21 protein-coding genes are annotated in these 19,574 nt (G+C 64.3%); 13 read left to right on the top strand and 8 right to left on the bottom strand.

Annotation, left to right across the window (positions count from 1 at the left end; genetic code table 11):
- Positions 1-29: 29 nt before the first annotated feature.
- Genes LQK84_RS17890 through LQK84_RS17880 form a run of 3 tightly spaced genes read left to right on the top strand, consistent with a single transcriptional unit; the run spans position 30 to position 3,656 of the window.
- Positions 30-833, top strand: a complete 804-nt coding sequence (locus tag LQK84_RS17890) for a GntR family transcriptional regulator (RefSeq protein WP_230830096.1) — start codon at positions 30-32, stop codon at positions 831-833.
- Between the two features lie 22 nt (positions 834-855).
- On the top strand, positions 856-2,256 hold the full coding sequence (locus LQK84_RS17885; protein ID WP_230830095.1) for a transaminase: 1,401 nt from the start codon (positions 856-858) through the stop codon (positions 2,254-2,256).
- A complete protein-coding gene (locus tag LQK84_RS17880) occupies positions 2,253-3,656 on the top strand; it encodes a glutamine synthetase family protein (protein WP_230830094.1) in 1,404 nt (467 codons plus the stop codon). Before LQK84_RS17885 ends, LQK84_RS17880 begins: the two co-directional genes overlap by 4 nt.
- A 90-nt stretch (positions 3,657-3,746) precedes the next feature.
- On the opposite strand, the gene LQK84_RS17875 is transcribed toward LQK84_RS17880, so the two are convergent.
- From LQK84_RS17875 to LQK84_RS17860, 4 genes are read right to left on the bottom strand one after another with little or no spacing between them, the layout of a single operon-like run.
- Positions 3,747-4,781: an extracellular solute-binding protein gene (locus LQK84_RS17875; RefSeq protein ID WP_230830093.1), complete on the bottom strand. Its 1,035-nt coding sequence runs from the start codon at positions 4,779-4,781 to the stop codon at positions 3,747-3,749.
- A gap of 19 nt (positions 4,782-4,800) precedes the next feature.
- Positions 4,801-5,604, bottom strand: a complete 804-nt coding sequence (locus LQK84_RS17870; RefSeq protein WP_230830092.1) for an ABC transporter permease — start codon at positions 5,602-5,604, stop codon at positions 4,801-4,803.
- Positions 5,597-6,490 carry an ABC transporter permease gene (locus tag LQK84_RS17865; protein WP_230830091.1) on the bottom strand — a complete coding sequence of 298 codons (894 nt, stop codon included), beginning with the start codon at positions 6,488-6,490 and terminating at the stop codon, positions 5,597-5,599. Before LQK84_RS17865 ends, LQK84_RS17870 begins: the two co-directional genes overlap by 8 nt.
- Positions 6,487-7,551 (bottom strand): ABC transporter ATP-binding protein, encoded by a 1,065-nt coding sequence (locus LQK84_RS17860; protein WP_230830090.1) that lies wholly within the window; start codon positions 7,549-7,551, stop codon positions 6,487-6,489. Before LQK84_RS17860 ends, LQK84_RS17865 begins: the two co-directional genes overlap by 4 nt.
- Positions 7,552-7,580: 29 nt before the next feature.
- On the opposite strand from LQK84_RS17860, the gene LQK84_RS17855 reads away from it, so the two are divergent.
- The 10 genes from LQK84_RS17855 (at position 7,581) to LQK84_RS17810 (ending at position 17,204) form a co-directional block, all read left to right on the top strand.
- On the top strand, positions 7,581-8,345 hold the full coding sequence (locus LQK84_RS17855; protein WP_230830089.1) for a TetR/AcrR family transcriptional regulator: 765 nt from the start codon (positions 7,581-7,583) through the stop codon (positions 8,343-8,345).
- On the top strand, positions 8,342-9,991 hold the full coding sequence (locus LQK84_RS17850) for an amidohydrolase (RefSeq protein WP_230830088.1): 1,650 nt from the start codon (positions 8,342-8,344) through the stop codon (positions 9,989-9,991). The genes LQK84_RS17855 and LQK84_RS17850 overlap by 4 nt, the downstream gene beginning before the upstream one ends.
- A complete protein-coding gene (locus LQK84_RS17845; RefSeq protein ID WP_230830087.1) occupies positions 9,981-10,466 on the top strand; it encodes a DUF3237 family protein in 486 nt (161 codons plus the stop codon). The genes LQK84_RS17850 and LQK84_RS17845 overlap by 11 nt, the downstream gene beginning before the upstream one ends.
- A 127-nt stretch (positions 10,467-10,593) precedes the next feature.
- On the top strand, positions 10,594-11,385 hold the full coding sequence (locus LQK84_RS17840) for an inositol monophosphatase family protein (protein ID WP_230830086.1): 792 nt from the start codon (positions 10,594-10,596) through the stop codon (positions 11,383-11,385).
- A 146-nt stretch (positions 11,386-11,531) separates the two neighbouring features.
- A complete protein-coding gene (locus tag LQK84_RS17835; RefSeq protein ID WP_230830085.1) occupies positions 11,532-12,608 on the top strand; it encodes an ABC transporter ATP-binding protein in 1,077 nt (358 codons plus the stop codon).
- A 144-nt stretch (positions 12,609-12,752) separates the two neighbouring features.
- Positions 12,753-13,886 (top strand): ABC transporter substrate-binding protein, encoded by a 1,134-nt coding sequence (locus tag LQK84_RS17830; RefSeq protein WP_230830084.1) that lies wholly within the window; start codon positions 12,753-12,755, stop codon positions 13,884-13,886.
- A 99-nt stretch (positions 13,887-13,985) separates the two neighbouring features.
- A complete protein-coding gene (locus LQK84_RS17825; protein WP_230830083.1) occupies positions 13,986-14,807 on the top strand; it encodes an ABC transporter permease in 822 nt (273 codons plus the stop codon).
- Positions 14,804-15,619 (top strand): ABC transporter permease, encoded by an 816-nt coding sequence (locus LQK84_RS17820; protein WP_230830082.1) that lies wholly within the window; start codon positions 14,804-14,806, stop codon positions 15,617-15,619. Before LQK84_RS17825 ends, LQK84_RS17820 begins: the two co-directional genes overlap by 4 nt.
- Positions 15,619-16,668: a LacI family DNA-binding transcriptional regulator gene (locus LQK84_RS17815; RefSeq protein WP_230830081.1), complete on the top strand. Its 1,050-nt coding sequence runs from the start codon at positions 15,619-15,621 to the stop codon at positions 16,666-16,668. Before LQK84_RS17820 ends, LQK84_RS17815 begins: the two co-directional genes overlap by 1 nt.
- 20 nt (positions 16,669-16,688) lie before the next feature.
- Positions 16,689-17,204: a 2'-5' RNA ligase family protein gene (locus tag LQK84_RS17810; protein WP_230830080.1), complete on the top strand. Its 516-nt coding sequence runs from the start codon at positions 16,689-16,691 to the stop codon at positions 17,202-17,204.
- Positions 17,205-17,528: 324 nt separating this feature from the next.
- Here the strand turns inward: LQK84_RS17810 and LQK84_RS17805 are convergent, their stop codons facing one another.
- From LQK84_RS17805 to repC, 4 genes are all read right to left on the bottom strand, one after another.
- Entirely contained in the window at positions 17,529-17,933 is a 405-nt protein-coding gene (locus tag LQK84_RS17805) for a curlin (protein WP_230830079.1), read from the bottom strand.
- 191 nt (positions 17,934-18,124) lie between these two features.
- On the bottom strand, positions 18,125-18,520 hold the full coding sequence (gene csgH / locus LQK84_RS17800) for a curli-like amyloid fiber formation chaperone CsgH (RefSeq protein ID WP_230830078.1): 396 nt from the start codon (positions 18,518-18,520) through the stop codon (positions 18,125-18,127).
- Between the two features lie 41 nt (positions 18,521-18,561).
- Entirely contained in the window at positions 18,562-18,999 is a 438-nt protein-coding gene (locus tag LQK84_RS17795; RefSeq protein ID WP_230830077.1) for a curlin, read from the bottom strand.
- A 217-nt stretch (positions 19,000-19,216) separates the two neighbouring features.
- Positions 19,217-19,574: plasmid replication protein RepC (repC, locus tag LQK84_RS17790; RefSeq protein WP_269072172.1), on the bottom strand; the 358-nt coding region annotated here is incomplete at its 5' end.

The following is a 19,574-nucleotide window of genomic DNA, read 5'->3' as shown; positions in this document are numbered from 1 at the left end:
GCCCTTCGGCTCCTCGATGCCGGATCACCATGAGCGACAGGTTGAACACCCCCTCCGAGCGCAGCGTGAAGAACTCCGGCCTGACCGTGCGCGTCAGCCGCACCGACGATCAGGCCCCGGCGGAAACCATGCAGGATCGCGCCTATCAGACGCTGCGCCATGCGCTCATCGTCGGCAAGCTGCCGCCGGGCAAGGGCATCAGCCTGCGCGCGATGGCCGAGGATCTCGGCGTCGGCGTCATGCCGATGCGCGCGGCGATCGCGCGGCTTTCGGCGGAAAATGCGCTGGCCGTGCATGACAATCGCCGCGTTTCCATCCCCGAAATGACCATGGACCGCTTCGACCAGCTCATGCAGGCGCGCCTGCTGCTTGAGCCGGCCTGCGCCATGCGCGCGATCGGCGCCATCGACACGGCCGCCCTTGCCCGCATCCGCGCCCATGATGACCAGATGAATGCCAGCTACCAGAGCGGCGACGCCGAGCTCTACATGGCCGCCAACTATGCCTTCCATTTCGAGATCTACCGCGCCGGGCAATCGGAAGTGCTGACCCGCCTTCTGGAAAGCATCTGGATGCAGTTCGGCCCGTTCATGCGCAAGGTCTATGGTCTCGTCGGCACGGCGCGGCTGACCGACAAGCACGAAATCGCCATCAACGCCATCGAGCGGCGTGATGTCACGCGGCTGAAGCTGGCCATCGAGGCGGATATCCTCGACGGCATGGATCTGCTGGGGAAATCCATCTTTACCGACGCAAACGATAGCCTGCTATCGAAGGGCCGGTCTGCGGGAAGGTCGGGCCGAAAGTCCGGCACGTCCGGCGACGCGGCCTGATCAGGACAAGGGAGAACAGAAAATGGCAACCTCCGTTTCGGCGGGCCCTACCCCGCGCAACAGCGTGGTGCGGCCCGCACTCGAAACCCGCCTCGCGGAAGAGAACGCCGCCTATCGCGCTGGGCGTCCGCTGTCGGCTGCGCGGGCTGCCCGCAATTCCCGGGGCGGGTTTTCCGGCGGCGTGCCGATGCACTGGATGCGCGACTGGCCGCAGCCCTTCCCGATGGTGATCGAAGCCGCGCAAGGCAACCGCCTGCGCGACATCGACGGCAACGAGATCGTCGATTTCTGCCTTGGCGACACCGGCGCCATGTTGGGCCATGCGCCCGTCCCCGTCATGGAGGCGATGCGCCGGCAGGAGACGCGCGGCCTGACCTACATGCTTCCGTCAGAGGACGTCGAGCGGGTGGGCGAGCTGCTGCAGGACCGTTTCGGCCTGCCCTGCTGGCAGGTGGCGGTGACGGCCAGCGACGCCAACCGCTTTGCGCTCCGCGCCGCCCGTGCCGCCACCGGCCGCAAGCGCATCCTCGTGTTCGACGGCTGCTATCATGGCACTGCCGAGGACACGCTGGTCGATCTCGTCGACGGTAAGACGGTCGCCCGCCGCAGCCTGCTCGGACAGGTGCAGGACCCGAGCCTGACGACCGTGATGATCCCCTTCAACGACCGGGCGGCATTGCTGGCGGAACTTGCGATGACCGACATCGCCTGCGTTATCGCAGAACCTGTCATGACCAATTGCGGCATGATCCTTCCCGAGGAAGGCTTCTGGGAATTCCTGCGCGCCGAGACCCGCAAGGTCGGCACGCTGCTGCTGCTCGACGAGACCCACACGATCTCCACCGGCCCCGGCGGCTATGGCCGGGCGCATGATCTGGAGCCCGATCTCTTCGTTCTCGGCAAGCCCGTCGCCGGTGGCGTTCCGGCCGCCGTCTGGGGCATGAGCCAGGCCGTCAACGACAAGCTCTTTGCCGCCCGGCCCGAATCCGAACACGGCCATTCCGGCATCGGCACGACGCTCGCCGGCAATGCGCTGCAGCTTGCCTGCATGCGCGCGACGCTCGAAGAGCTGATGACGCCGGAAAACTATGCGCGGATGCTCTCCGGCGCCGAGCAGCTGGATGCCGGTATCAGGGCGCTGATCGCCACGCATGGCCTGCCGTGGCACACGGCGCGCGTCGGTGCGCGGCTCGAAGTCGTCTTCAGCCCGACGTCGGTCCGCAACGCCGCCGAAGCGCGGGCGGCGGGAGATGTGCTCATCGAGAATTTCCTGCATGTGTCCCTGCTCAATCGCGGCTTCCTGCTCACCCCGTTCCACAACATGATGCTGGTCAGCCCCGATACCACCGAAGCGGACATTGCCGCCTTCCTCGCCGCCTTCGCGGACGTCCTCAACCTCCTGCCGCTGGAGCCTGCCCGATGAGAAAGATTGAAGCGCCCGCCCGTCCGACGGCGCCAGACCTGCGCGCCTCAGCCGAGGAATTGCAGGATTTCCTGAACGCGCATCCCGAAATCGAGGCTTTCGATCTCATGCTGGTCGATCCGAACGGGATCGCGCGCGGCAAGATCGTCCGCCGCCACGAAATCGAAGGCATCTGGGAAAACGGCCGCAACCTGCCCGGCTCGATCCTCGGGCTCGACGTGACCGGCGAGGACGTGGACGAGACCGGCCTTGTCTGGTCCGATGGCGATGCCGACCGCTGCGCCTGGCCGATTGCCGGATCGCTTTCCCCCTCGCTCTGGACCGATCCGCCGCGCGGCCAGTTCCGGGTGGCTCTTCACGAAATGGATGGACGCCCGGTCTGGGCCGATCCGCGCCATGTGCTGCAGCGCCAGATCGACGCGCTCGCCGGCCGCGGCCTCAGCGCCATCGCGGCCTTCGAGCTGGAATTCTACCTGATCGACGCGGAACGGCCATCGCTTGACCCCGAGCCCGCCCGCCTGCCGCTCACCGGCCGCCGCCCCTTCGGCACCAATGTCTATTGCGTCGAGGAACTGGACCGGCTGGAGCCGTTCAGCCGCGATCTCTACCGGGCAGCGGAAGCCCAAGGCCTGCCGGTCGAGACGCTGATCTCCGAATATGCGCCGGGCCAGTTCGAGCTGACGCTGCACCATGGCGAGGTCATGAGAGCCGCGGAAAACCTGCTGGCGCTCAAGCACCTCCTGCGCGGCGTCGCCCGGCGCCACGGCATGCAGGCCTGTTTCATGGCCAAGCCCTTCGCCGACCGCGCCGGCTCTGGCATGCATCTGCATGCCAGCCTTTGCGACAGCCAGGGCCGCAATCTCTTCGCCGACCGTAACGGCGCGCTTTCGCCCGATCTTCTGGCCGCCATCGGCGGGCTGCTCGACACGGTGTCGGAAAGCATGCTGGTCATGGCGCCGCACAACAATTCCTGGCGGCGCTTCTCGGCGCAGAGCTATGCGCCCACCACGCCGAACTGGGGCATCAACAATCGCGGTGTGGCGGTTCGCGTCCCCGCCGGTTCGCCCGGTGGGCGGCATCTGGAACAGCGGCTCGCCGGTGTCGATGCGAACCCCTTCCTCGTCGCCGCCGTCACGCTTGCCGCGATGGTGAAGGGCCTCGACGGCCAGCGCGATCCGGGAGCACCGGCCGAAGGCAACGGTTCGGCGCCCGGCGATGCGCCGGCACTGCCGCGCACCTGGGCGCAGGCCATCGAAGCGGCGGAAGCCTCTGCTTTTCTGAAGGAGGTTCTGGGCGAGACGATGCACCGCGTATTCCTGGCCATCAAGCGCGCGGAAGCCGCCCGCTTCGATGCCTATGTCTCGCCGCTCGACTACCAGCTCTATCTCGATACGGTCTGAGCCGCTTTGCGCAACGCAAAACGGCAGCCAGCGGGGCTGGCTGCCGTGAACTCGTCTTCGATCGCCGGCCCCTGGGGGCCATCGATGCGATTACTTGGTCAGTTCGGTCCAGATCTTGGTGTAGATCTGCTGAACGTCGGGCGGGCAGGTGATCTGGAAATGCGCCGCGTCCTTGAACTTGGCCGGGATGTTCATTTCAGGCGCGTTCGGCAGTTCCGGATCCATGAACTTCTCCGAACCGACGATGGCGTTGCCATAGCGCGTGTAGTTCGAGATCAGCGCGGCATTTTCCGGTGCCATGATGAAGTTCAGGAACAGCTTGGCGTTCTCGACATTCTTGGCGTCGGCGAGGATCGCCACGTTGTCCTGCCACAGCGAGAAGCCTTCCTTCGGATAGCCATAGGCAAAGCCGGGGTTCTCGGCGCGGATGCGCATGGCGGCACCGCTCCAGAATACCGAGGCGTTCAGGTCTTCCTTGATGAACTTCTCGAAGCTCGCATAGTCGATCGAAGCCCAGGAGGCCTTGGCTGCGATCAGCTTGTCGCGGGCTGCCTTCAGGACGGCCTTGTCCGTGGTGCACTGCTGGCCGCCGACATATTCGACCGCCATGTCGATGACGTCGTTCATCGCCGGGACGACGTTGATCTTGCCCTTCAGCTCGGCCGGCGGGTCGAGAATGATGGCGGAGGTGTTGATGTCGCCCTTGTAGACCTTCGTGTTGACCATCACGCCGGTCGTGCCCCAGACCCACGGAACCGTGTAGTGACGGCCGCTGTCCCAGGTCACGTCAACCCACTTGGGATCGACATTCTTGAAGTTCGACATGCTGGACGGCTCGCTCTTCAGGAGCAGGCCCTTCTGGATGTAGGTCGGGACCACGTAAGCCGACGGCATGATGATGTCGAAGCCGTGTCCGCCGGCCTCGATCTTGGCGATCGCGCTTTCGTTGGAATCGTATTCGGTGACGGTCACCTTCACGTCATAGGCCTGCTCGAACTTCTTGACGAGGTCCGGCGGCGTGTAGAGGCCGAAGTTGTAGATGTTGAGCTGGCCGGCAGCGAGTGCCGGGAGTGCCGTGGCCATCAGGATGGCGGTGGCGGCGGCCATGCGGGTTGCGTATTTCATGTCATTCTCCTCTGGACTTCTAGTCTTTCTTCCGTGTTGCTACCCATGACCCCGCAACGATCAGCACGCTGAGCAGAAGAAGAAGCGAGGAAATGGCATAGATCTCGGATGTGAGATTGCGGCGCAATTCTCCCATCAGATAGGTCGGCAGGGTGTCCTGCCCGGGCGACTTCAGGAAGTCGCTCATCACCAGGTCGTCGAGCGAGACGACGAAGGCCAGCATGAAGCCCGACAGGATCGCGGGCGCCAGAAGCGGCAGCGTCACCCGCCGGAAGGTGTAGAACCGGCCGGCATAGAGATCGGCGGCCGCCGTCTCGAGGCTGAGGTCCATCCCCTCGAGCCGCGCGCGGATCGGCAGATAGGCAAAGGGGATGCAGAAGGTCGTGTGGGCGGCGATCAGGAAGCCGAGCCCGTTATAGCCGGTCATCTGCTTGATCTGGCCGATGATGATCACCAGCGCGATCGCCAGCACGATTTCCGGCACCATGAGCGGCTGGTTGAGGATGATGTGGATCGCCCCCTCGCCGCGGAACTTTTCGGTGCGGGTGGTGGCCAGTGCGGCCATCGTCGCGAAAACCGTCGAGACGACCGATGCCGTGACCGCCAGGATCAGCGAGTTGATCGCTGCATCGAGGAAGGCCTGGTTATGGATCGCCGAGCCGTACCACTTGAGCGACAAGCCTTCCCAGTTCCCGATCACCTTGCCGGAGTTGAAGGAATAGGCGACGAGGATTGCCATCGGGATGTAGAGGATGACGAAACAGGCGACCGCAAGCACGGCCGTTCCCGGCAGCCTGGTGACGTCGAAGCTGCGCTTAGCCATGATTGCGCTCCTTGCGTCCGGAGGTGAGGCGCGTGTACCAGATGAGTGCCAGCAGAACGAGGACGGTGAGCGTGATCGAAAGCGCCGCGCCCAGCGGCCAGTTGCGGCCCTGGCCGAACTGCAGGTCGATCAGGTTGCCCAGCATCATCGACTTGCCGCCGCCCATGATGCGCGGCGTCACATAGGCGCCAAGCGAGGGAACGAAGACGAGGATCGAGCCGGCAATGACGCCCGGCCGGATCAGCGGCAGGATCACGCGGCGGAGCGTGAAGAGCCGCGAGGCGTAGAGATCGTAGCTGGCTTCGGCGAGGCGGAAATCGAACTTCTCGATCGCCGCATAGACCGGCAGGACCATGAGCGGCAGGAAGACATAGGTCATCCCGAGCAGCACCGCGAAATTGCTGAACATCATCTGGATCGGCTCATGGATGATGCCGAGCCCCAGGAGGATGCGGTTGAACACGCCGTCCGAGCGGATCATCTCCTGCACCGCAATGGTGCGGACCAGAAGGTTGGTCCAGAACGGAATGGTGATCAGGAACATCCAGAAATTTCGCTGCGCCACCGGACGCGTGGCGATGAACCAGGCGGTCGGCAGGCCGAAGATCACGGTGATCAGCGTGGTGATGAGGGAAAGGACGATCGAGCGGACGAGGATGCCGATATTGGCGTCGGAAATGGCAATCGTGTCGTCGAAGATGTTGCGCTCGAACAGGACCGAGAACCAGCCGTCGGTCGAGAAGATCCACTTGACGTTGCCGAAATCGCCGGGCGTGAGGAAGGAATAGACGAGGACCACGCCGAGCGGCAGGATCGAGAACAGCGTGATCACCACCACGGCGGGCAGTGCGAGCGCCCAGCGGCGCAGCGTGTCTGCGCCGGTCATGCCGCGACCTCCTCGTCCCGGACGACGCGCAGCGCCTTGGCGGGAAGCGAGATGGTGATCCGCTCGCCTTCGTTGAGGCTCTGGCCGCCATGGAGCGCGTTCTGCACGCGGGCGACGAGCCTGGTGCCGTCGGCGAGAACGAGATGCACATGCGTGTCCGTTCCGAAGAAGACGAGCTGGGCAACCGTCGCCTGCAGCTCAAGAGCGTCGGGCGCATTGGCCGAAAGCACCACATGCTCGGGCCGGATCATCAGCGTGACCGGGCCGTCGGGGGCATCCGCAAGCGCGACCCTGCCCTCACCGACCTCGACAACACCGGCCGAGGCCTTTGCGGAGAGGAAGTTGGACTCGCCGATGAAACCCGCCACGAAGCGGTTGGCCGGGCGGTCATAGAGTTCGCGGGGCGTTGCGATCTGCTGCACATGGCCGCCGCTCATCACGGCGATGCGGTCGGACATGGTGAGCGCTTCTTCCTGGTCGTGGGTGACGAAGATGAAGGTCAGACCCGTCTCGCGCTGCAGGCGCTTCAATTCGATCTGCATGTCCTTGCGCAGCTTCATGTCGAGTGCGGAGAGCGGTTCGTCGAGCAGCAGGATGCGCGGCTTGGCGACGAGGGCGCGGGCAAGCGCCACGCGCTGCTGCTGGCCGCCGGACAGTTCCGAGCTCTTGCGGTTCTTCAGGTGCAGGAGCTGCACCAGCGTCAGCATCTTGTCGACTGCCGGGTCGATCTCGGAGCGGGGACGCCCCTGCGCCTCGAGCGCGAAGGCCACGTTCTGGCCGACGGTCATGTGCGGGAAGAGCGCGTAGCTCTGGAACACGGTGTTGACCGGGCGCTGGTTCGGCGGCATCGCCGCGATATCCTTGCCGTCGAGCACCAGAGAGCCGCCACTCGGGCCGGTGAAACCGGCAATCAGCCTCAGAAGCGTCGTCTTTCCGCAGCCCGACGGGCCGAGAAGAGTGAAGAATTCGCCTTCTGCAATCGAGAAGGACACTTCATGCAAGGCGGTCACCTCGCCCTTGCCATAGCCGAACCGCTTGGACAGTCCACGAATGTCGAGCATCGTTTTTCGTTCCCTTATAGGTTTTCAATATGCGTATTGACAAAATAACATTAGTCAACCAAATTTTTTATCGAGACAAAAATTTTATGGCGAATAACGAAAATATGACCCTTCAGCAAAGTCCATCCAGCCGGGCAGAGATCGGCCTGCGCAGCCGGCAAAAGGCCAGGCGCCGCGATGAGATCATCGCGGCCGCGCAGATGCTGTTCGAACGCCAGGGGATCGACTCGACGACCATGGCCGACATCGCCGCAACCGCCGGGATTTCAACGCCTACGGTGTTCAATTACTTCGGCTCGAAGGATGGCGTGCTGATCGCGCTGATCAGCGAAGGCACGATGGCGGCACGCGAAGAGGACCGCCATCTTCACTGGGCCGACGACACGGATCTCGGCACGCTGATCCTTAATCTCTTCGTTCGCGTGTCGGGCCGGACGCTGGAAATCGCCGACAAGCGCGTCTGGCGCTATGCCGAATCAGCGCCGATGCGCCACCCGGAAACCGAGCTTGCCTCGCAATATGGCAACATCACCGAGGCGCTGATCTCCGTCGTGGCGGATTTCTTCGGTGGTCTGGAGCTCAAGACCCGGTCGGGAACGACGGCCACGCCGGACTTTTTCGCCCGCCTGTTTCACGACGTCTGGGCGCCCTGCTTCTTCAGCCTGATCACCAATGCCGATCAGACGCTCGCCGAACACGAGGCGGAACTGCGCACCCGCATCCTGCCGCTCGTCGAGATGATTTTCGACGATGCCAGCATCTCCCATCCCATCCGTAAAGGAACACCTGAATGAAAGCCTCGCTGATCTTCGTGAACGCCCGCGTGCTGACCATGGACGGTCGCATGCCGCATGCCGAGGCGCTCGCGGTGGGCGGCAACCAGATCATCGCGGTGGGAAGCGAAGAGGCGGTGATGGACCATGCCGGTCCCGACACCCGCTTCATCGACGCCAATGGTGCGACCCTGATGCCGGGCTTTGTCGAAAGCCACCTGCATCTCTTTTCCGGTGCCTATGGCCAGACCCTGCTGCAGCTTCCGGGCATCTATGGTTTCGAGGCGCTGAACGCCGGCTTCCAGGCCTTTGCGGCCTCCAGGCCCGACGAGGGGTTGCTCCTGGCGCAGGGCGCCGACTATGAAATCCTCGGCAAGGGCACGCGGCTCGACCGCCATGTGCTCGACCGCATCTGCCCCGACCGGCCGATTGCAATCATGGCCTATGATTTCCACACGCTTTTCGCCAACACGGCAGCGCTGGAAGCTGCCGGCCTGCTCAACGGCCGCGATCTGCCGGTCGGCAACGAAGTCGTCATCGGCGCGGACGGTCTGGCGACCGGCGAACTGCGCGAAAAGTTCGCGCTGCTCCCGGTTCTCGATCTGCGCACCACCGGCGGCCGCGAAATGCTCGGCATGTCCGGCATCGAACCGCCGGTTGCGCCGACGCCCGAAGAATGGCGCGACGACGTCGACATCCTGAAGGAAGGCATGAAGTTTGCCGCCTCGAAGGGCATTACCTCCATGCACAACATGGACGGCAACCGCCATCTCCTTGAACTGCTGCGCGATGTCGAGGCGGAAGGCGGGCTGCTGGCGCGCATTTCCGTGCCCTTCCACCTGACGCGCGACATGCCGCTTGGCGAACTCGAACGCGCTTCGGCCATGACGCGGGACTTTACCGGCGAGACGCTGACCTGCGGCCGCGTCAAGATCTTCATCGACGGCGTGATCGAAAGCGGCACCGCCGCCATGCTCGACGACTATGCCGACCGTCCCGGCCTGCGCGGCAACCCGATCTTCGATGCCGCCTCCTTTGCCGAAGCGGCCGTTGAGGCCGACCGCCGCGGCATGCAGATCGCCGTCCACGCGATCGGCGATGCTGCCGTGCGCATCGCGCTCGACGGTTACGAGGCGGCCCGCAAGGCCAACGGGCCGCGCGACAGCCGCCACCGCATCGAGCATATCGAGATGATCGATCCCGCCGATATCCCGCGCTTTGCCGAACTCGGCGTCATCGCCTCCGTCCAGCCGCTCCATGCTCCCGTTGGCGAAACGCCGACGAGCCGCAGCATCGGCGCGCAGCGTGCGCCTCATGCCTATGCCTGGCGGATGCTGCATGAGGCAGGCGCCAAGATCGCCTTCTCCTCCGACTGGCCGATCGTCGCCATCGATCCGCTCATCGGCATCCAGACGGCGCTGACGCGCGAGCCGCATCTGCCGGGCCTGCCCGACCAGCGCCTGCCGCTCCACGAGGTGCTGGCCGCCTTCACCTGCAACGGCGCCTATGCCGGCCACATGGAGGAGAAGACGGGGACGCTCCGCACCGGCATGCTGGCCGACCTCGTCCTGCTCTCCGCCGATATCGAAGCCACGCCGGTTGACCAGATCGCGGAGATCGGCATCCGCATGACCGTCTGCGACGGGAGGATCACCCATGAAGCCTGAGATGCTCACTGCCGACATGACGACGCTCGGCGCCAGCCGCACACCGGGCGTCCCCACGCTCCGCAAGGCCTGCGTCATCCGCGCCGATATTGGCGCGGCGCTGGAATTCGCAACCACGGAAGGAACCACCCGCGCCATGTTCCCGATCATCGGCGGCGAGGCCGTGGGTGCCGGCTGGAGCGGCCGCATCCTGCCCGGCGGCGCGGACTTTGCGCGCGCACTTCCCGATGGATCGTATGCGATCGAAGCCCACTATTGCCTGGAACTGGAAGACGGCACGCCGGTCATGGTGACCAATGCCGGGCGCATGGTGGCGCAGCCGGACGGCAGCTTCTTCGGCCGCACCCGCGCCGAACTGGAAGTGCCGGAAGGCAAGCACGGCCATCTCGGGAAGGCGGTCTATTTCGGCACCGCACTGGCCGAGGCCGGTGACAACGACCACGTCTACATCGAATTGTGGGAAGCCCCGGTCTGAGAAGCACCGGAGCCGCCCCGCAGGGCGGGCTTCTGCCGGCCTTGCCGACATGCTCCGGCGCGGCGGGCATTTACAACGCTGCACGGCTGTGCAAACATCCTGGCCTCAGGTTCAATGGATGAGGCACATGCTCACCGACAAGGCGGATTTCTGCAGAAAGATCATCGTTCGCGCCGGCGAACTGGTCATGGACGGCTTCGGACAGGCGCGCGCCGTCGAGATGAAGGGGCCGCAGGACTATCTGACCGAATTCGACGGACGCTGCGAGAAATTCCTGCGCGGCGCCATCGCCGAGGCCTTTCCGGGTGACGGTTTCTTCGGCGAGGAAGGCGGCGGCGGTGATGCGGCCACGCTCTGGGTCGTGGATCCGATCGACGGCACGGCCAATTTCGCCCGCAACATTCCGCATTTCTGCATCGCGATTGCCTATGTGGAGAACGGCCGCGCCGAATTCGGCGCGATCTTCAATCCCGTGCTCCGCGAGCTGCATTTTGCCCGGCGCGGCTGCGGCGCGACGCTCAACGGCAAGCCGATCCGGGTGTCCGGCGTCTCGGCCGCACAGGCCGCCACGATCGAACTCGGCTGGTCGTCGCGCATCGCAAAGCAGGATTATCTCGACACGATGAGCGGACTGCTCGACTTCGGCTTCAACGTCCGCCGCGCCGGCTCCGGCGCGCTGGGCCTCGCCTACGTGGCCGACGGCCGCAACGAGGCCTATGCCGAGCGGCATATGAATTCCTGGGACTGCATTGCGGGATTGCTGATGGTCGAGGAGGCAGGCGGGAGGGTCTGCAGCTTCGAAGGCAGCGAGAAGATCCTGCAGGGCGGCCCCGTGCTTGCCTCGGTCCCCGGCCTCGCCGGACCGATCAGCGAGATCATGCGCATACCGCTTGCCGCACCCCGGGAGAAGGTGCGCTAGCGCGTTGAATGGACGCATCGTGCTTTACGAAAATCGATTCCGATTTTCGCGCCGATGCGTGAAGCCACCCTTTGATCCTGTTTTAGCAAAGGGTGTCATAAAACTTTTGCACAGCTGTGCAAATTTCATTGGTATTGGAGGGACCGATGGAAGGCTATCTCGATATATCGCAGACCCGCGTGCGCTACGGCGACAATGAAATCCTGAAAGGGATCGACCTGTCCGTGCGCAAGGGCGAATTCGTCGCCCTTCTCGGCTCGTCGGGTTGCGGCAAGACCACCCTGCTCAGAACCGTTGCCGGCTTCAACACGCCGACCCATGGCACGATCTCGATCGGCGGCCGTGACGTCACGCGCCAGCCGCCGGACAAGCGCGGCATGGCACTGGTCTTCCAGTCCTATGCGCTCTGGCCGCATATGAGCGTCGACCAGAATATCGGCTATGGCCTGAAGCTTCGTCGCGTCGAGGCCGCAACCGCACGCCAGCGCATCGACGAGATGAAGGCGCTTCTCGGCCTGCAGGCGCTGGGAAGCCGCAAGCCGGCCGAACTTTCCGGCGGCCAGCGCCAGCGCGTCGCGCTCGGCCGGGCGCTTGCCATCAATCCGGATATCCTGCTGCTTGACGAGCCGCTGTCCAACCTCGATGCCCGCATCCGCCTCACCGTGCGCCACGAGATCAGCGCGCTGCAGCGACGCCTCGGCATCACCGCCGTCCATGTCACGCATGACCGCGAGGAAGCCATGGTGATGGCCGACCGCATCGTCATCATGAATGGCGGCGAGATCGCCCAGGCCGGCTCCCCGCAGGAGGTCTACAACAAGCCGAATTCCGACTTCGTCGCCGCCTTCATGGGCGCGGAGAATGTTGTCGAGATCAACATCAACGTCTTCGGCAGCAGCATCGGCATTTCGGAAGGCCCCAACAACCGCAAGGCCGTGATCAACCGCGGCGATCGCACGCTCTCCTCCGGCAAGGCCATTGCCCGTTTCCGCAGCGAAGCGGTGCAGATGGCGGCGGCCGGCGCTCCGCCCGCCTCCATTCAGGATGGGCTCGTCCTCACCGGCACGGTGGCGCAGGTCAGCTATCCGGGCGGGCTCTGGCGTCATGTCGTGCATCTCGGCGAGGTCAGCCTGATTGTCGACAGCGCAACCCGCTTCGACGAGGGCTCGGCCGTCGAGATCACGGTTCCGGAAACGGCGCTCTACATCTTCCCCCACCCATGACGGCCGGCGGGCCGCGTCGCCTCCGAAAGGAGCGTGGCGCGCCTTGCCACCGGGAAAGCCTCTCCGGGCTTTCCGCATCACTCGTTCAATACCCCGCATGCCCTTCAACAGATGTGTGTAATCACCTCAAAAAGGACAGATGACATGAAAACCCTCGCCTACTCCCTGATCGCCCTCGGGCTGACAACCTCGCCGCTCATGGCTGAAGAGCTGACCGTCATGACGGCCGGCGACCAGAACATGGTCGATTACATCAACGACTATCTCGGGCCGCTGTTTGAAAAGCAGAACCCGGGCGTCAAGGTTCGCGCCGTCGGCACGGGCCCCGGCGACGCCGGCTCGCAGAAGATCCTCGAGCGTTTCGACGCGCAGGCCGGCGCCAATGTTCCCACCTGGGACACGGACGTTGCCGTCGTGCACGAGAAGTTCGTCGGCCCGATGGTCGAGAAGCACTATCTCGAAAAGTATCGCGACAAGATCGAAAGCGGCAAGCTGGTGACGCGCGAGAACGCCAAGATGGCGCTCGGCACCAATGTCGACGGCTATGTCATGCCGATGTTCAACAGCCAGACGGCGCTTGCCTACAACCCGGCGCTCGTTGCCACTCCGCCGAAGAGCTACGAAGAGCTCGTCGCCTGGGCGAAGGAACATCCGAAGCAGTTCGGCTATAACGGCATCAAGGGCGGCGCCTCCGGCGTCAGCTTCGTCATGGGCTGGATCTATGCCTTTGCCGGCGATGGCGACAAGCTGCAGCAGGGTCCGTTCGACGCCGCGGAAGCTGAAAAGTGGACGCCCGCCTTCGCCAAGCTGAAGGAATTCACCACCAATGCGACGCTGACGCCCGGCAACGCCGGCACGCTCGACCTCTTGAGCCGCGGCGAAATCGCCATCGGCCCGGTCTGGGTGGACATGTTCTACAGCTGGAAGGCCACCGGCAAGCTGCCGCCGGACATGAAGCTTGTTCTCCCCGCGCCCGGCATGCCCGGCCAGCCGATGCATTACACGATCCCGGAAAAGGCTGCCCACAAGGATCTGGCCGAGAAGTTCGTCAACCTCGCCACCAGCCCGGAAGTCCAGGCCAAGGGCATCGTCGAGCGCTTCAACTGGTATCCGGGCATCGACGCCCAGCACGTCCAGGCGAAGCTCGACAAGGCAACCTGGGACAAGCTCTTCACCGATATCGGCCCGGCTGACCTCGCCAAGAACGGCAAGGCCTTCCCGATCGCGCCCTACAACAAGGCGATCCTGGAAGCCTATGAGCGCCAGGTCGGCAACTGATCGATCCCATCGCCGGGCGGGGGCTGACGCCTGCGCCCGGCACCCTCCTCCGCCACCGGCGGCAGGATTTCAGGAAACACGGAAACCGGGTGAACCCCCATGCCGATACCGCTCCTAGGCCTTTTGCTCGTCACGCCGGCACTGGTCATCGTGCTCGCTCTCTTCGTCGTACCTCTGGTGAGTTCCATCACCGGGGCTTTCGCGGTTGACGGCAAGTTCGGCTTTGCCAATTTCCACAAGGCCTTCGAGCTCTACAGCAGCGACATCGTCTTCACGATCGTCATTATCAGTCTTTCAGCTGTCCTCATCGCGCTTCTCTCCATCGCCATCGGCGGTTACCTGACGCTGGGCTCCAATCCGCGCGCCGTCGCCATCCTGCGCTGGCTCTATCGCTGGCCGCTCTTCGTGCCCTTCATCGTGGTCGGCCAGATCCTGCGCACCTTCCTCGCCAAGAACGGTCTGATGAACAGCATGCTCATGCAGCTGGGCATTCTGACGCCCATGCAGACGACCAGCTTTCTCGACTGGCGTGGCATCGTCATTGCCTTTGTCTGGAAGCAGACGCCCTTCGTGACCCTGCTTCTCGCCGGCGCCATGGCCTCGCTCGACCGTTCGATGATCGAATCCGCCCGCAATCTGGGCGCAAGCCGCCTGCGCATTCTCATCGAGATCATCCTGCCGCAGGTGCTGCCCACCCTGCTTGTCGGCCTCATCCTCAGCTTCGTGACGATGATGTCGGTGCTTTCCGTGCCGCTGATGATCAACGCGCAATCGCCGACCATGATCACCGCCAGCATGGCCTTCCGCATCAATGCCTATGGGGATTACGGCGTCGCCAATGCGCTCGGCGTCATATCGCTGTTGACGACCAGCCTCGTCGCATGGGTCTATCTGCGCCAGACGATGAGGGAACATCGATGAGAACGACCATGATCGACCTCAAGTGGATACCCCGGGCGCTCGGTCTCGGCCTGCTCGCCTTCGCCATCTTCGGCCCGCTGACCAATCTCGTCCTCTGGGCCGTGGCGGAAAAGTGGTATTTCCCACACGCCCTGCCGCTGCAATACGGCTTCTCCTACTGGGTGAGCGTGTTTTCGCCGCGCGGCAATGCCACGACCTCGCTGACGATGAGCGTGATCATCGCCTGCCTCACCGTCATTTTTTCGATCGGCCTTGCCGTCCCCGCCGGCTATGCGCTGGCCCGGCTGAAGCTGCCCTTCCGCGGCGCGATCCTGCTCGTCCTCCTCATCCCGCAGGCCTTTCCCAACCTGCCGGTCTATGTGAACATCGCCCGCCTCTTCTACCAGATAGGCCTCAACGGCACCGTCGTCGGCGTCGTCCTCGTCCATGTGACGCACGGTCTCGTCTATGCAGTCTGGATCGCAACGGCTGCCTTCTCGGCCATCGACCGCGAGCTTGAGGAGGCCGCCCGCTCCATGGGCGCCTCGGCCTTCCGCACGTTCCGCGACGTGACGCTGCCGATCGCCGCCCCCGGCCTGCTCGCCAGCGCCGTCTTCGTTTTCCTGGAATCGCTCGACGAATTCACCGGCACCTATTTCGTCGGCGCGCCGGATATCTCGACGCTGCCGCTGCTGCTCTACACCGCCGGCTCCGGCGGCAATTACCAGATCGCCTCGATCACCGCCCTCATCCTGCTCGTGCCGTCGATTGCCTTCATGCTCGTCATCGAACGGTTTCTCAGGGCCGACGTGCTTTCCAAGGTGGGGCGCTGATGCGGGACAAGGGCGAGACAGACGCATCGCCGCGCTATATCAGCGCGCATGAAGTGGCAGAACGCGCCGGCGTCTCCCGCTCGGCCGTGTCGCGCACCTTCACCCATGGCGCCAGCGTCTCGGAAGCGACGCGGGAAAAGGTGCTGCGGGCGGCGGAAGAGCTCGGCTATCAGGTCAACGACCTGGCGCGCGGGCTGCTCGCAAACCGCAGCCAGCTCGTCGGCATGATCGCCTCCGATCCCGAGACACCCTTCCGCTCGCTGCAGATCTCGACCCTTTCCCGGCTGCTGGTCGAAAGCGGCCGCGTGCCGGTTCTCATCACCACGGACGGCACGGCTGCGGGTCAGGCCTCCCACGCCAACCTCCTGCGCTACCGCGCCCAGGCGACCATCGTGCTTTCGGGCATGCCATCGCGCGCCTTCATCGAACTTGCCCAGCGCAACGGCCAGCCGCTGATTGCCATCGGCCGCAACGAGGAAGGCCCGGACCATATCCGCGTCAACAATGCGCTCGCCGCCGCCACCGCCGTGCAGGTCTTTGCCGCGCGCGGCATGAGCCGCATCGGCATGGTCACTTCCGCCGTCGGCAGCCCCAACCTGCTGGAGCGCGAACAGGCCTATGTCGAGGCGGCGCGGAATGCCGGCCTTGAGGTTTTCGTCGAGCGGGCGGAGCGCACCGACTACGAGGGCGGCAGCCTCGCCGCCTCGCTGCTGCTCTCGCCGGCGCGGCGGGTCGAGGGCGTCTTCTGCGTCAACGACCTGATGGCGCTCGGCCTCATGGACTATGCGCGCAACATGCTGGGGCTTCGCATTCCCGACGACCTCTCCGTCATCGGCTTCGACGATATCCCCGAGGCAAACTGGGGCGCCTACAGGCTCACCACCTTCCAGCAGAGCGCCGAAAAACAGGCCCGCGAGATCCTGCGCATTCTCGACCAGCGGCTCGACAACCCCGCCTCCCCGCCGATCATTTCCCAGCTCGACGTGCCGCTGATCATGCGCGACACGGTGCGGGCGATGAAGATCGACCGGACACATTCCGCCGGGTGAAGGACGAAAGGTATTCCCAAATGACGAACTGGCATTCCATCTGGCTGCAGCCCTCCGCCGCCGATCTTGAGCGGCTTCAGGCGACCGTCGACCGGCTCTCCGCCCGGCTGCACACACAGCGCTTCATTCCGCATCTGACGCTCGTCGAGGATATGGAACGCTCGGCGGAAGACCTGGCCGATGTTCTCGACACGCATTTTGCCGGCGAGACGGCCTTCTCCGCCCCCGTCACTGGCATCCACGGCCTACCGCAGTTCTTCCGCTCGCTCTATGCCGGCTTCGCGCCCGCAGGCCGACTGAAGGCGCTCAAGGCCACCGCCGTCGACGCCTTCGGCACCGGCTCGGTCGAGACCTTCATGCCGCATATATCGCTCGCCTATGGCGTGACCGAGGAGCAGCGACAGACGGTGCTCGCCAAGCTCGAACAGGACTTCTCCGGCCACCCCATCCGCTTCGACGCCATCGCCGTCGTCAACTCCGCCCAGTCGATCCCGATCGAAGACTGGAAGATCGTCCACACGCTGAAGCTCGCCTGACGGGCAGGCTTTGGCTGTCGGGAAAGCCGATCGCCTGCACAGCCAAGCCCTTGAAATCATGGTAAACAGAGCGTTAAGGAAAGCCAAGCGGGCAAATCGATTCACTGTATCGATCACCGGTTTTCCAAGTGATCACTCACGATAACTTGCGAGTATCGCTATCGATTGGAATTCGTCGAACCACAGCGAGTTTCAACATCCAAGCACCTTGCGCAACAGTGACAAATCTTGCGCCCTCCGTCGGGCGGCTCAAAGCCGGAGCAAAGCGGCCATAGACACCGCCTCCGGCCAATCGAACCGCCAAGCGCTGCCCGGAACAGTCCCTCACCAGCCGAAGCTGAAGGTGGCGCCGCTGCGGTTGTCGCCGTTCTGCACGACGTCGTCCTCCGTGTTGCGGCCATACTGGAAGATGCCATAGGCGTTGTTGTTGCCGTTCTGGCGCAGCGTTGCCGAATGGCCGTTGCCCTGCTGCTGGATGAAGCCGAGATTGCCCCGGCCGCCCTGGGCGAGCCCCGCCATGTTGCCATTGCCCGACTGGCGGATGTCGCCATCCCTGAAGCCCCGGAACAGCGAATAGGCGCGAAGCCCGGTCGAAAACAGCGCCGCATCCCGCTGATTGCCGGGTGCGAGGTTGAACGAGATGTGACCACCCGCAAAGGCCGATGCGGGCATGGCCACGGTGCCGGCCAGAAGGGCAACAGTCACAAGCTTGATCGCGGTGCGGGTCATTTCTCTCTCCATAAAACGCTGTCCTGAGCGATGATCAACCTTCGCATTGTCAGGCTGAACGGAGCCGGAATTACGCGTTCAGTTGGTGTTCAGCCGCGGGGACCGGACAACGAAAAAGGGCGCCGGTGTCCGGCGCCCCTTGGGCAGTGGTTGCGGGCGGCAAGGCCCGATCCGTTGGGGGCGAGGTCCGGTCAGTTGCCGCCGGTCTGCTTCGTGCAGCGCACGGTCTTGCCGTCGATGGTGACGTCAAGCGCTGCCTTGTACGCGGCGCCCCGGGCGGCGAGCGAAACGGAGCTCAAGGTTGCGGTCTGCCCGGCCCTGGCGCCGAAATCGCCGCCCTGGTTGATGGTGGAGCTGCCGCCACCGCCGGTCTTTTCGACCCGGAACGTGTAGCTGCCGGCGACCGCCTTGTCGGCATGGACAAGCGCATCGAGCCTGACCATGCCTGCCGAGGGCGTTGCGCTGATTTCGCAAAGGCCTGCGCCGTCGATCGGCTTGGCGGCGGTCATCGTGGCGACGGCGCCCACCGGAACGAGGACCAGTGCACAGGCAGCCATCAGTCGTGGAAATGTGACATTGTTGGTCATGGGCGTCATCCCTTCTGGCGCGTCGCGCGTTTCATCACCCGTTACGGGCAGGCCTGGACGAAGGCTGCGACATTGCCATTGCCGCCCTGGCTGACATTGGCGCTGCAGCCGTGGCCGACCTGAACACCGGCGGCGATGTTGCCGTTGCCGTCCTGGGTCAGGATGGTCGTGTGGTTGGAGCCGAACTGGCCGATCCCGGCCGTGTTGCGGTTGCCGTTCTGATAGGTGGCGCCATAGTTGTTATAGCCTTCCTGGCCGATGGCAGACAGATTGTGCCGGCCATTCTGGCGACCGACCAGCCGGTTGTAGTCGCCGTTCTGGTAGGTCCTGATCCGGTTCGAATAGCCTTCCTGCGCGCCGCCGGCAGAGTTCCTCCAGCCATATTGTTCGATACGGACATCGTTGGCCATGGCGGGAGCGGCAACATTGAAGCCGACAAGCGCAACGAGAGCGGTGGCAATGAAAGACGTGCGGAACATGACGTAATCTCCTGAAGCGGATGGGACCGCGGTTGAACGTCTCCCTTGTAGGACCCCGCCTTGGAACGGAAGCTGAAGACCACATTCAGCCGGCGTTCAGCCGAAGGGACACCGTCCCTCACCCGCGTTGCAGCCGCCGCAATGCGAACAACCACCAGTCCGGAAAGCCATCCACAATCAGGCCGAAAACACGGTTCCGCCGGCCCCCGCAGCGGCCTCACCCGGCCTTCGACGTCGTCCCCACCTTCGCCCCCGCCTGGCCTCGCATCTGCGCCATCAGCATCGGTCCCAGCGAGAACTCGCCGCGTTCGGCACGACGCGAGAGGTCACGCAAGTATCCGCCGGCCGAATTGATATGCCCGGCGCGTTCGAGAATGCAGGCAATCACGGTGGCGGCGTTTTCCGGTCCGAGGATGCCGCAGGCCTCCTCATAGGCAGATGGCGAGACGCCGAGCATGGAGCGGACCACGATCGCCGCCGACATCAGGTCTCGCCAGCTGGTGACATGGCCGCCGGGGCCGTAATTGACGATTTCCGGGCAGGCGGACAGCACCATGCCGAGCGGGAAGGGTTTC

Source organism: Rhizobium sp. C4 (assembly GCF_021026315.1).
Lineage (GTDB): Bacteria > Pseudomonadota > Alphaproteobacteria > Rhizobiales > Rhizobiaceae > Ensifer_A.
The sequence above is the reverse complement of the archived record's forward strand: the minus strand, read 5'-3'. Positions and strand labels throughout refer to the sequence as shown.